This window comes from Arthrobacter sp. YD4, assembly GCF_030410515.1.
GTDB lineage: Bacteria > Actinomycetota > Actinomycetes > Actinomycetales > Micrococcaceae > Arthrobacter.
The window spans coordinates 1-11,414 of sequence record NZ_JAUHHD010000002.1; the positions used below are offsets into that span (position 1 = coordinate 1).

At 69.2% G+C, this 11,414-nt stretch carries 12 protein-coding genes and 1 tRNA gene; 5 read left to right on the plus strand and 8 right to left on the minus strand.

Annotated elements, in window-relative coordinates; translation table 11 throughout:
- Positions 1 to 170: 170 nt before the first annotated feature.
- The gene (locus QWJ39_RS04330) at positions 171 to 917 is read right to left on the minus strand and encodes a phosphoglyceromutase (RefSeq protein ID WP_290256498.1); all 747 of its coding nucleotides are present in this window, start codon (positions 915 to 917) and stop codon (positions 171 to 173) included.
- A gap of 107 nt (positions 918 to 1,024) precedes the next feature.
- On the opposite strand from QWJ39_RS04330, the gene QWJ39_RS04335 reads away from it, so the two are divergent.
- Positions 1,025 to 1,903: a class I SAM-dependent methyltransferase gene (locus tag QWJ39_RS04335; protein WP_290256499.1), complete on the plus strand. Its 879-nt coding sequence runs from the start codon at positions 1,025 to 1,027 to the stop codon at positions 1,901 to 1,903.
- Here QWJ39_RS04335 and QWJ39_RS04340 read toward each other — a convergent pair.
- Positions 1,888 to 2,241: a DUF2516 family protein gene (locus QWJ39_RS04340; protein ID WP_290256501.1), complete on the minus strand. Its 354-nt coding sequence runs from the start codon at positions 2,239 to 2,241 to the stop codon at positions 1,888 to 1,890. The two genes, QWJ39_RS04335 and QWJ39_RS04340, sit on opposite strands and share 16 nt — an antisense overlap.
- Before the next feature lie 9 nt (positions 2,242 to 2,250).
- Positions 2,251 to 3,435: an aminotransferase class I/II-fold pyridoxal phosphate-dependent enzyme gene (locus QWJ39_RS04345; RefSeq protein ID WP_290256502.1), complete on the minus strand. Its 1,185-nt coding sequence runs from the start codon at positions 3,433 to 3,435 to the stop codon at positions 2,251 to 2,253.
- 87 nt (positions 3,436 to 3,522) lie between these two features.
- Here QWJ39_RS04345 and tmk point away from each other — a divergent pair, with 87 nt between their 5' ends.
- From tmk to QWJ39_RS04365, 4 genes are all read left to right on the plus strand, one after another.
- Positions 3,523 to 4,203, plus strand: coding sequence for a dTMP kinase (gene tmk / locus QWJ39_RS04350; protein WP_290256503.1), 681 nt, complete (start codon positions 3,523 to 3,525; stop codon positions 4,201 to 4,203).
- The gene (locus QWJ39_RS04355) at positions 4,200 to 5,342 is read left to right on the plus strand and encodes a DNA polymerase III subunit delta' (protein ID WP_290256504.1); all 1,143 of its coding nucleotides are present in this window, start codon (positions 4,200 to 4,202) and stop codon (positions 5,340 to 5,342) included. Before tmk ends, QWJ39_RS04355 begins: the two co-directional genes overlap by 4 nt.
- 51 nt (positions 5,343 to 5,393) lie before the next feature.
- Entirely contained in the window at positions 5,394 to 6,977 is a 1,584-nt protein-coding gene (locus tag QWJ39_RS04360) for an alpha/beta hydrolase (protein ID WP_290256505.1), read from the plus strand.
- A gap of 113 nt (positions 6,978 to 7,090) precedes the next feature.
- A tRNA-Thr gene (locus QWJ39_RS04365) sits at positions 7,091 to 7,163 on the plus strand.
- A gap of 81 nt (positions 7,164 to 7,244) precedes the next feature.
- Here the strand turns inward: QWJ39_RS04365 and QWJ39_RS16260 are convergent.
- The 5 genes from QWJ39_RS16260 to QWJ39_RS04385 all read right to left on the minus strand — a co-directional run bounded on the left by QWJ39_RS16260 (position 7,245) and on the right by QWJ39_RS04385 (position 11,383).
- A complete protein-coding gene (locus tag QWJ39_RS16260) occupies positions 7,245 to 7,472 on the minus strand; it encodes a hypothetical protein (protein WP_356902783.1) in 228 nt (75 codons plus the stop codon).
- Between the two features lie 25 nt (positions 7,473 to 7,497).
- A complete protein-coding gene (locus QWJ39_RS04370) occupies positions 7,498 to 8,133 on the minus strand; it encodes an alpha/beta fold hydrolase (protein ID WP_356902785.1) in 636 nt (211 codons plus the stop codon).
- 226 nt (positions 8,134 to 8,359) lie between these two features.
- Entirely contained in the window at positions 8,360 to 8,935 is a 576-nt protein-coding gene (locus tag QWJ39_RS04375) for a M15 family metallopeptidase (RefSeq protein WP_290256506.1), read from the minus strand.
- A gap of 37 nt (positions 8,936 to 8,972) precedes the next feature.
- Complete coding sequence (locus QWJ39_RS04380) at positions 8,973 to 10,205, minus strand: hypothetical protein (protein ID WP_290256507.1); 1,233 nt, start codon at positions 10,203 to 10,205, stop codon at positions 8,973 to 8,975.
- A gap of 74 nt (positions 10,206 to 10,279) precedes the next feature.
- The gene (locus QWJ39_RS04385; RefSeq protein ID WP_290256508.1) at positions 10,280 to 11,383 is read right to left on the minus strand and encodes a peptidase M10A and M12B matrixin and adamalysin; all 1,104 of its coding nucleotides are present in this window, start codon (positions 11,381 to 11,383) and stop codon (positions 10,280 to 10,282) included.
- Positions 11,384 to 11,414 lie beyond the last annotated feature (31 nt).

Below are 11,414 nucleotides of genomic sequence, written 5' to 3' on the forward strand. Positions count from 1 at the left end.
AACAAAAAATGCTGCTTTCTCCTGATCCGAGTACCTCCGATGGCACTTCGATTCACCACTTAAACGCGACACGGTCGTTGCAACTCCCAATAACGGGTGTTGCAACGACCGCTAGAAGCCGCCCTTGGGGGTGGACGGCCGCCGTCGACGTTTCCGGGGAACTTCCGGGGCTACTTCTTGCCCTGGTTCGCCACGGCCTTGATGGACTCGGCCGCGGCCTCCGGGTCGAGGTAGGTTCCGCCCGGGTTCAGTGGCTTGAAGTCCTCGTCGAGGTCGTAGACCAGCGGGATGCCGGTGGGGATGTTCAGGCCGGCGATGTCCTCGTCGCTGATCCCGTCCAGGTGCTTGACCAGGGCGCGCAGGGAGTTACCGTGGGCGGTGACCAGCACGGTCTTTCCGGCCTTCAGGTCTTCCTTGATGTCCGATTCCCAGTACGGCAGGAGGCGGACCAGGACGTCCTTGAGGCATTCGGTACGGGGCATCTCGTCGCCGAGATCCTTGTACCGCGGGTCGCCCACCTGGGAGAACTCGGAGTCATCGGCCAGGGGCGGCGGCGGGGTGTCGTAGGACCGGCGCCAGGTCATGAACTGCTCCTCGCCGTACTCGGCCAGGGTCTGGGCCTTGTCCTTGCCCTGCAGCGCACCGTAGTGGCGCTCGTTCAGGCGCCAGTCACGCTTGACGTCGATCCAGCCGCGGTCCGCCTTGTCGAGGGCCAGGTTGGCGGTGTTGATGGCCCGCTTCAGGCGCGAGGTGTAGAGGATGTCCGGGAGGACGTCGTTCTCCACGAGCAACTCGCCGCCGCGCACCGCCTCGGCACGTCCCTGGTCGTTCAGGTCCACGTCCACCCAGCCGGTGAACAGATTCTTGGCGTTCCATTCGCTGTGCCCGTGGCGCAGCAGGATCAGCTTGTAAGTCATGGTTGTCATCCTAGCCGAGGCCCCGGCGGAGGCGCCGTCCGTTACACCGGGGCTTCCGCGCCCGGGCTACTGCGCCCGGCCTGCCCGCCGGAGGCTAGGGTTAAGCCGTGGTGCAGAAGGCGGAGCGGGTAGCGTCCCCCGGACCCCGGGGCGGAACACGCGCCGGGCGGCCGGTCGGCAACGTGACCCGCGGCACCACCAACCCGAACCGGATGCGCCGGGTGGACAGGTGGCTGGCCGGGCCGCAGGCGTGGCGGCTGCGCACCGCGGCCGACCCCCTGGTGGTGGACCTAGGCTACGGGGCCTCCCCCGCCACCGCCGTCGAACTTTTCCAGCGGCTCTCCGCCGTCCGCCCGGATGTCCGCCTGGTGGGCATCGAGATCGAACCGGAGCGGGTCCGCCAGGCGAAGGCGCTGGAACGGCCCGGTCTGAGCTTCCAACTGGGCGGCTTCGAGCTGCCGGTGCCCGGCCGGCCCGTGCTGGTGCGGGCCTTCAACGTGCTCCGCCAGTATGAGGAGGCCGACGTCCCGGCGATCTGGCGCTTGGTCCAAGACCGGCTGGCTCCCGGCGGACTCTTCGTCGACGGCACCTGCGACGAGATCGGGCGGAACGTCACCTGGGTGGCGCTCGACGCAAGGGGTCCGATCAGTCTGGGACTGTCCCTGCGCTTCGGCTCCGTGGAACTGCCCTCCGAGATTGCCGAACGTCTCCCGAAGGCCCTGATCCACCGTAACGTCCCCGGCGAGAAGGTGCACACCTTTCTGCAGGCGCTGGACAAGGCCTGGCTGGAGGCGGCACCGCTGGCTTCCTTCGGGCACCGGCAGCGCTGGGTGACGGCGTGCCGCTCGCTCCGGGAGGCTGGCTGGCCCGTGCTTGACGGGCCGTCCCGCTGGCGGCTGGGGGAACTGTCCGTGGCATGGGCCGCGGTAGCCCCCGACGGATTACCGGCCGCGGAGGGCGGCCGCCGGGGTCACCAGGGGCCGTAAGGGCCCATATTGCGGCTGCCGCCGCGGCCGGCGTCGCGGACGGCCGGACGGACGTCCGCGAGGTAAACGGAGGCCGCGGTGACGGCCGCGAGGCCGAACAGACCCAGCGGGCCAAAGAAGCCACCGCCGCCGCCCAGCAGGGACAGCAGGCCGATGGCCAGGGCGCCGCCGGTGAGGGCGAGCCAGAAGGTCTTGGTGCGCTTGGACATGGCCTCGAACGCGTTGGGCTTGTGCCGCAGGCAGTCGAAGAAAGCCCACACCTCGAGCCCCAGGGCCACCAGGGCGAGGAGGAAGTAGATTCCCCTGTCGGCAAAGTCAATCAGCAAGCGTCCGTCCATGTCCCCAGCCTAACCGTCCAACGTGGCGAGGGCCTGCTCCAAATCGGCCCACAGGTCCTCGACATTTTCGATCCCGACGCTGAGGCGTACCAGATTCTCCGGCACGCTGAGCGGCTCGGCGGTGTGCCGGCGCCGCCGTTCGATCAGGGATTCCACCCCGCCAAGGGAGGTGGCGGGCAGCCAGAGCCGCAGGCCGGTGATCATCCGGTCCGCCGCGTCCGCGCCGCTCAGCCCGGCCGCCGGGGCCATTTCGATGCAGAGGATCGAGCCGAAGCCCGTCATCTGCTCCTTGGCCCGCTGGTGGCCGGGGTCCGTGGGAAGTCCCGGATACCGGATGCTGCCCACCCGGGGATGACGGGCCAGACGCTCCGCGAGGATGGCGGCGGATGCCTGCGACCGTTCGATCCGGAGCGCCAAGGTGCGCAGTCCGCGCAGCGCCAGCCAGGCCTCGAACGGCCCGGCGATCCCGCCGTGGATGGTGCGGTGGTGCAGCAGGCGGGCGTGCAACGCCTCATCCGAAGTCACCAGGGCGCCGAGGACGACGTCGGAGTGCCCGGCGAGGTACTTGGTCACCGAGTGCAGCACGACGTCGGAGCCCAGGGAGAGCGGCTGTTGCACCAGCGGGGTGGAGAAGGTGTTGTCCGTGATGACGATCGCCCCGGCGTCGTGGGCGGCGGCGGTGAGGGCGCGGATGTCCGCGACGCCGAGCATCGGGTTGGTGGGGCTCTCCAGCCAGAGCACGCTGGCCAGTTTGCCCTGGGCGGGCGCCAGCTGGGCCAGGACGGCGTCAGTGTCCGCGATGTCCACGGTCCGCAGTTCCAGCACCCCGGCCTCGGCCAGTTCGGTGGCCATCACCAGGGATCCGGCGTAGCTGTGCGAGGGCATCACCAGCACGCCCTCCGGCGGGACCAGGGAGAGCGCCGAACTGACGGCCGCAAGCCCGGAGGCGTAGAGCAGCCCGGGCAGTGAGGCTCCCTCCAGCTGCGCCAGGGCCTCCTCGAACGGGTCCCAGGTGGGGTTGGAGTACCGGCCGTAGCCGCGGTCGCCGGGGCCCAGCGGCCCGGTGCCGAAGTAGGTGGAGGACAGCACCAGCGGCGGGTTGACCGGGGCGTCGCGTTCGCGCGGCGGACGGCCCGCCGCGACCACGACGGTTTCGGCGGACAGCGCGGCGGCCTGATCTTCGGAGAGACTCATGCTGACAGGGTACGTGGGGCGGCGCGGGACCCGCAGGGCGTTACGGCGCACCAGCAGAGTGTCCGTGGTTGTCGGTACGCTAGAGCAGTGACTTCCCAGACTCCCGGCCCTGCCCGCGGGCCGTTCCCCGGCCTGCTGATCGCCTTCGAAGGCGGCGACGGCGCCGGCAAGTCCACGCAGGCGGCCGCGCTGGCCGCGGCGCTGGAGTCACGCGGCCTCACCGTCCTGCGCACCCGGGAGCCCGGGGGCACCCCGATCGGCGAGAAGCTGCGCTCCCTTGTGCTTGACCACGGTCACGGCGAGATCGACGGCCGGACCGAGGCGCTGATTTTCGCCGCCTCCCGCGCCGCCCACGCCGAGCAGGTCCTGCGGCCGGCCCTGGAACGCGGCGACGTGGTCCTGACCGACCGTTACATCGACTCCTCCGTCGCCTACCAGGGCGCCGGACGGCACCTGGGCACGGACCGGGTGCGCGGGATCAACGAGTGGGCCACCGCCGGGCTCTGGCCGGACCTGACCGTCCTGCTCGACGTCGACCCCGCGGACGGGCGCCGCCGCCGCACCGCCGGGGATGCAGCCGAGGACCGGCTCGAATCCGAGGCGGACGACTTCCACGCCCGGATCCGCGGCGCCTTCCTCGAGCTCGCGGCGGCGCGGCCGGGCCAGTATCTGGTCCTGGACGCGCACCTGCCGGTCGAGGAGCTGTCGGCGAAAATCCTGGGCCGGGTGGACGCGCTGCTGTCGCTCCGGCAAGGCAGCTCGGCATGAGTGTCTGGGATGACCTGCAGGGCCAGCCCGCCGTCGTCGACCAGCTCCGGCAGGCCGCGGAGGGCGAGGGCCTGACCCACGCCTGGCTCTTCACGGGGCCGCCGGGATCCGGCCGCTCCAACGCCGCCAAGGCCTTCGCCGCGGCCCTGAACTGCGACCAGGACGACATCACCCGCCGCGGCTGCGGGCAGTGCCACGCCTGCCAGACGATCGTCGGCGAGACGCACTCGGACGTGACGTTCGTGCGCACCGAGAAGGTCACCATCACCATCGACGAGGCCCGCGAACTGGTGTCCACCGCCGGGAACCGGCCGTCCTCGGCGCGGTGGCGGATCATCGTGGTGGAAGACGCGGACCGGATGGCGGAGCGGACCACCAACGTGCTGCTCAAGGCCATCGAGGAACCCACCCCGCGGACCATCTGGATGCTCTGCGCCCCCTCCCCCGCGGACGTGCTGGTGACCATCCGGTCCCGCTGCCGCCCCGTGGCCCTGCGGCTGCCGCCCGCGGCCGACGTCGCCGCCCTCCTGGTCAGCCGGGACGGGATCGCCCCCGACGTCGCCGAGCGCGCCGCCCGCGCCGCGCAGAGCCACGTGGGGATCGCCCGCCGCCTGGCCCGGGACCCGGACGCCAGGCAGCGCCGGCTGGACACGGTCCGGTTCCCGCTGCATCTGCGCGGGGTCACCGCCGCCGTCATGATGGCGGACAAGCTGGTGAAGATCGCCACGGAGGAGGCCGCCAGCTCCAACGAGGAGCGCGACGCCGCCGAGAAGGCCGCGCTGCTGGCCACCCTGGGCGCCCCCGAGAGCGGCCCGCTGCCGCCGGCGATGCGCGGCCAGGTCAAACAGCTGGAGGATGACCAGAAGCGGCGTGCCAAGCGCTCCATCACGGACTCGCTGGACCGCACGCTGACGGACCTCCTGTCCTTCTACCGCGACGTGCTGATCATTCAGATGGGCAACGCCGTGGACCTGGTCAACCTCGAACTCCGCGATGAACTCCAGGAATTCGCCGGCCGCTCCATCCCGGAGGTGACGCTGGGGCGGATGGATGCCATCAACACCGCCCGGCAACGGATCACCACCTCCAATGTCGCTCCCCTGCTGGCGGTTGAGTCCATGGCCGCCAGCCTCATCTGACCCCCAGCTTCTGTCCCGCTCTTTTACGTTGTCTGTCCCGAGGAGAACCGCATGACGTCAGCACCATCCCGGCCCGCCGGCAGCCGACCCCCGTGGTCCGGCCTGCGCTCGGCCGGCGCCCTGGCACTGGGCCTGGTGCTGGCCCTGGTGCTCTCGTCCTGCACGCTGTTCGGGTCGGGCAACAACCAGTCCTCCGCCGCCCCCGCGTCCGCGGATCCGTCCATCGCGGCCGCGGCTCCGGCGGAACTGCGCAGCTTCTACACCCAACAGCTGACCTGGTCCCGGTGCGAGGGTGACTTCCAGTGCGCCAAGGTCAAGGTCCCGGTGGACTACAGCAAGCCCGACGGCGGCAGCATCGAGCTCGCCATCCTGAAGCTGGCGGCCAAGGGCGGCAACAAGAAGGGCAGCCTCCTGGTCAACCCGGGCGGCCCCGGCGGGTCCGGCGTCGACTTCGTGCGGGATGCCGGCGCCACGAACATCTCCGACAAGGTCCGGGCGAACTACGACGTCATCGGCTTCGACCCGCGCGGGGTCAAACGTTCCGCACCCGTCACCTGCCTCACCGACCAGGAGCGCGACGCCAGCCGCGCAAAGGTCTACAAGCTGGACACCGACGCCGGTCTGGCCGACGCCCTCGCGGACAACAAGGCCATCGCCGCTGAGTGCGCGGAGAAGACCGGCCCGGTGCTGGGCCACGTGGACACCGTCAGCGCCGCCAAGGACATGGACGTGCTGCGCGGAGTGCTCAACGACGCGAAGCTGAACTACCTGGGCTACTCCTACGGCACGTTCCTGGGCTCCACCTACGCCTCCCTGTTCCCGAACAACGTGGGCCGGATGGTGCTGGACGGGGCCCTTGACCCGTCGCTGAACTACGAGGAGCTGACCGCCGGCCAGGCGAAGGCGTTCGAGAAGGCGATCCGCGCTTACGTGACGCACTGCCTGCAGAACAGCGGTTGCCCCTTCAGCGGCAGCGCGGACGACGCCATCCGGGAGATCCAGGACATCATCGCGTCCGTGGAGGCCAGCCCGAAGACCGCCAAGGACGGCCGGGTGGTCAACGCCTCGATGTTCGTCAGCGGCTTCATCCTGCCGTTCTACAACGACGACAACTGGCCGCTGCTGACCCAGGCACTGGACAGCGCCAAGAAGGGCGATGTCTCCCCCATGCTGCGGCTCTCCGACTTCGGCGCGGACCGGGAACCGAACGGTACCTACTCGGCGAACTCCACCTTTGCCTTCACCGCCGTCAACTGCCTGGACTACCCGATGGACGCCGACACCGCCGAGATGCGGGCCGAGGACCAGCGCCTCCGCCAGCTCTCCCCCACCCTGGGCTACTACTTCGCCTACGGCGCCACCAGCTGCAAGGACTGGCCGTACAAGAGCCAGCGCACCCCCGCGCCGGTGCAGTACAAGGGCTCCACGGACATCGTGGTCATCGGCACCACCGGGGACCCGGCGACGCCGGTGGAGTGGGCCGGTTCGCTGCGGAAGCAGCTGGGCAAGGCCTCGCTGCTGACCTGGAAAGGTGAGGGCCACACCGCCTACGGCCGGTCCAACAGCTGCATCGGCAACGCCGTGGACGGGTACCTCGTGGACGGCAAAACCCCGGCGGACAACACCGTCTGCTAGGGCCCTTCCGGGGCCGCGTCCGCGCCCGTTCCGGTCATTTTGACCCGGGCGCGGACCCTCCATTACAGTTGACTCTTGCATGATCCGCCCGGTCCGCCGGAGGCTCACGCGGTGCTTCCTTAGCTCAGTCGGTAGAGCGTTTCACTCGTAATGAAAAGGTCATCAGTTCGATTCTGATAGGAAGCTCGAAAAGAACCCCGCGCATTCCGAGGAATGCGCGGGGTTTTGTCTTTTAAGCCGGGTTCCGCGGAGGCCGTCCCGTTGTCCCTAGACGCAGTTCGGCTGGAACGCCGGGTCGGCCGGCTGTCCCGCAGGACGTCCCAGCGCGTTGGAGACCAACCGCTGGACGACGGGGTCATTGGGTGTTTGATCGTGCTCGATCGGGTCTGCCGGGCACTTGTCCTGGACGGTGATGTTGGTGACCTTCTCCGCAGGACCTGCCAGGAACTGGCTCCGGTAGGGCGTGACGACCTCGTCGTGGGTCGTGGAGATCACCGTGTACGCCGGACCGGGGAGGGTGTCACCGAGTGAATTCAGCTTGGTGAGGAACGCCGAACCCGCCTGCTGATCGGAGCAGGCCTGGCAGTTGGATCCGCCGGCCGTCGTCGCGGAGGGCAGGCCGCCCGGGGTGGGGGTGATCAAACCCTGCGTTCCGTGATTGGACGGTGCGATGCCCACGAGCGCGTTGACCTTTTTTGGCGCCGTCGAGGAAGCCCATATAGTAGCGGGGCATCATGCCGCCCTGGCTATGTCCCACGAGGTCAACTTTCTCCGCTCCGGTGGAGGCGAGCACGGCGTCAACAAATGGCGCGAGTTGGGCGGCGGAGTCGGCAATGGGGCCCGTCGCATCGACGCCGTTCGTGGAACCGTAGTTGAGGGAGTACACGCAGTACCCTTCACTCTTGAGCGCTGGTGCCATGCTGGCCCAGTTTTTCGCCATGCTCTCGAAGGTTCCCGGGACGAGAATCACCGGGAAGGGGTGCTCCGCGGTTGGCTTGCAGGCCCAGTCGTTGGCGCCCGGCGGGGATACCTCGACGGTGTCGGCGTGTGCCGCGGGTGACGCGATGATCGATGCGCAGAGGAGCGCCGCCGCGCCCAGCGCCCCCCGGATGGCTTTGGCTCGTTTCGAACCGGAGTGGTTTTTGCCGTCAGACATGTTGTCCTCTTCCGCTGGCCCTCATCTGCGAGGGCTTGCTTTCGTGATGTGGCTTGTCTGGCCTGGACGTGATCCGGATCACGTCTCTTTCTTCAGGCTGGCAGGATGACCGTGACGTTGTGGAGTTCTTGAACGTTCGTGCAGCGGATTCCGTTGATTTGGAGAAAAGAGTTCACCATGACGGCTTTAGCTGCACGTTTGTGCAGTATTCGGGCACGGTGTGGTCTCACAGCGCCGTTCCCCGGCGCCATTGGAAGTGGTGGTAGTCCGGCCGGGCCCATGAACCGCCCCATTCAAAGCCCAGGTCTTGCAGGATTTCCGTCAGGGGATGATCTGCGGTGAAGACTCCCGGCCGGGCGCTGCGGTCAACGTTTGAGGCGTCCGGGTACCAGATTCCGTCCTCAGCCAGGTAGGGGTTCAGCGCCGGGTTGATGTCGACAGCCAGTCCCCATGAGTGCATGGACACCCTGTCCGTGCCGGCAATCGTACGGTAATTGAAGCACGAGGTGTTGTTCGCTGCCATCGAAACGAAGTCGTCGCCCCGAAAGGGCGGCTCGTCAATGGGAATGGCCTGCTGGATGGGAAAGCCCATCCGCAGCGCCGCGGTGAAGGCCTCCAGGATCGGCGCCGCGATGATCCGGTGGACGATGAGTGTGCCCTCGTGGACGGCGTCGTCGAAGCCGAGGTGATCGAAGCTGACGGCGCGGAGATCCGACAGGGCTACCGGACAACCCTCGCGGTACGTGTGCGGGAGCATCTGTGCGTTGACGTTCTGGGCGCGGTTATCGAGAGGTCCTGGCATGGCACCATTCTGGTGGAGTCCAGGGGGACGGACCGTCTCAGTACCAGTTGTTGGACACTTCGTGGTCCCAGGCGCCGCAGGGCGACCCGTACCGGCCGGCAATGTAGCCGAGCCCCCAGGAAATCTGGGTCCGGTAGTTGGTCAGCCAGTCGGATCCGGTGGACGAATACTTCTCCGGCGGCAGGGCCTGCGCGACGCCGTAGGCCCCGCTGGAGGGGTTGGTGGCGTTGGTCATCCAGCTCGACTCCTGGTTCCAGAGCTTGACCAGGCAGCTCATCTGGTCCCCTCCCCAGCCGTGGGCGCCGAGCTGGCTGGAGGCGAACGCCTGGGCACCGGCCGGGTCGTTGACGGCGCCGCCGGGGATCTCCGGGGTCACCACCGTCGGGGCCGGCGCGGGTGCGGGGGCAGGTGTCCGCGCAGCCGCCGCAACGTTGGCCGCGGCAACGGCAGCCGCCGCTGCCGCCGCCGCAGCTTCAGCTGCTTGCCGGCGAGCTTCCTGCTGGGCCTCGTAGGCGGCCTGGGCTTCCTGCCCGGCGCGGAAATTCTGCTCAACCGCGGCGCTGGTGTCCTTGAGGGTTGCCAGCTGCGCCGTGAGGGTCCCACTGTATTTGGTTTCGACGTCGACTTTCTCCTGGGTGGCCCGCTGGGCGTCCTGCGCGGCAGTCAGCTTGGCCTGGGCATCATCGGCGAGCCGCTGGTTTTCGGCCTGCTCCACCGACTGCTGGGCATCCAGGGACGCCGCAGCCGCCTCGGCGGCGCGCGAGTTGTTGTACAGGTCCGTAGTCCGTTGGGCGACGAACTGCATGACGTCCAGCTTCTGCAGGCCGTCCTTGCTCTGCAGTGTGTCCATCACGGAGAACGGCCCGAGGTCCGTAGCGCCGCCCATGTAGTCGTGGGCGGCCAGGGCACCCGTTTGCCGGTGAAGCTTGTCGGCGGTGGCATGGGCTGCCGCGGTTTCCTCTTTCAGGGACGCCAGCTTCGCCGTCGAGGCCTCGAGGTTGTTGTGGGCAACGGCGTAGTCCAGTCCCGCCCGCACCGCCGCGGCGCCCAGGGAGGAAGCCTGTTGCTGCAACCCGTCCAGGAGGCCGTTGATCTTCCGGATCTCGGCGTCCTTCGCATCGACATTGCCCTTGGCGGCCTGGACGTCAGCCCACGAGGGGTAGCCGGATGGGGGCGCGTCGTCGGCCCCGGCAGTCGGAGCGGCGGCCACCGCGGCCAGCAGCGCGACCGTCAGTACCGCGCAGGCCTTGCCCGTCGGCACCCTCGACATGAACGTAGAACCCCACATAGGCACCAGAGCCTACTCGACGGCGCTGGGCGTCTTCAGTAAGGGCGCTACGCCGCCTAGATCTCCGGCCGGCAGGGTCCCTGGCCGAGCATCGACAGGCCCGTGAGGTCACCGGCCTGGTAGGTGGTCACGCCGATCGAGTCGGTAGGGTTCATTAGCTGCCAGGGATCCTGGACGTGGTCCAGCCCGACCACGTGGCCGAGTTCGTGTTCGATCACGCCGCGGGCCTGTGCCGGACCCTCTCGGCCGATCATGGCCTGCATCGCAGGGCCGTTCAGTTCCAGCTGGCCGCTGACATACGTGAAGCCCGAGTTGCCGATACTGACGGCCTCGCTGCCGCCCAAGCCCATGACGTTCGTGCCGACGGCCTTGTTCGTGAACCGCGGTTCCTCCGCCGTCGTCTCCCAGGCGATCAGCACCGGCGCCCAGCGGTTCCCGTACCGCTCCGGCTGGTACGACTTGTGCTCGGCCGCGGGCGCCTCGGAGGTGGCGCCGTCGTCGATGAAGACCAGCCCGGTGGCGCGGGAGACTGCGGCGACTGCCTCCCGGATCAGCACCGGCCCGTCCGCGGGAGAGTTTGCGGCGCGGGTGACGTAGTGGATCGGCCGGCACGGGTCGTAGGTGTAGGGCTTGCCGTCGCTCCCGGTGTGCAGGAAAGCATACGACGGCGACGTGCGCGCAAGCGGGGCCGGAGAACCCAGCGGGGACGCGTCTTCCTCCAGGCCTCCCGGGGGGTGGTCCGTCACGGCCCGCGGCGCCGGAGCCGCGCCGTCAGCGGCTCCGGCTCCCGGAACGGCGGGCGGCTGGGCGGCCCCCTGTGTGGCGCCGGCCTTCGGCAGCGGCTGCCCCGCCGGTCCGGGAAGGAACCGCCCCAACAGTCCGGACGGCGACAGGTCACCGTGCAGGTACAACGCGCCGGCGGCGATCAGGACGGCGGCACTGACCACCGCGACGGTCCGAAACAGCAGCCCCAGCACCCGGCCCGCCGCCCGGGAGCTCCGCCGTCCCAGGGACTCCCGCGGTGCGGGCGCCTCCTGGTCCGCCCACCAGGGAGTGGCCCCGCCCGGGCCGCCGGTCATCTCCTCGAGCTGCCAGGCTGCGACGCGCGGCGGGCCGGCATCGTGGCCGGGCCGCGGAAAGTGGTTCTCGGGTTCAGTCATCGTTGCTCATACTCTCACCATCGTCCGCGGC

Bases quoted from the DNA above. Each gene is read 5' to 3' on its own strand.
- QWJ39_RS04330 (WP_290256498.1), bottom strand. From the start codon at position 917: ATGACTTACAAGCTGATCCTGCTGCGCCACGGGCACAGCGAATGGAAC.
- QWJ39_RS04340 (WP_290256501.1), bottom strand. From the start codon at position 2,241: ATGGACGGACGCTTGCTGATTGACTTTGCCGACAGGGGAATCTACTTC.
- QWJ39_RS04345 (WP_290256502.1), bottom strand. From the start codon at position 3,435: ATGAGTCTCTCCGAAGATCAGGCCGCCGCGCTGTCCGCCGAAACCGTC.
- QWJ39_RS04355 (WP_290256504.1), top strand. From the start codon at position 4,200: ATGAGTGTCTGGGATGACCTGCAGGGCCAGCCCGCCGTCGTCGACCAG.
- QWJ39_RS04360 (WP_290256505.1), top strand. From the start codon at position 5,394: ATGACGTCAGCACCATCCCGGCCCGCCGGCAGCCGACCCCCGTGGTCC.
- QWJ39_RS04370 (WP_356902785.1), bottom strand. From the start codon at position 8,133: ATGTCTGACGGCAAAAACCACTCCGGTTCGAAACGAGCCAAAGCCATC.
- QWJ39_RS04375 (WP_290256506.1), bottom strand. From the start codon at position 8,935: ATGCCAGGACCTCTCGATAACCGCGCCCAGAACGTCAACGCACAGATG.
- QWJ39_RS04380 (WP_290256507.1), bottom strand. From the start codon at position 10,205: ATGTCGAGGGTGCCGACGGGCAAGGCCTGCGCGGTACTGACGGTCGCG.
- QWJ39_RS04385 (WP_290256508.1), bottom strand. From the start codon at position 11,383: ATGACTGAACCCGAGAACCACTTTCCGCGGCCCGGCCACGATGCCGGC.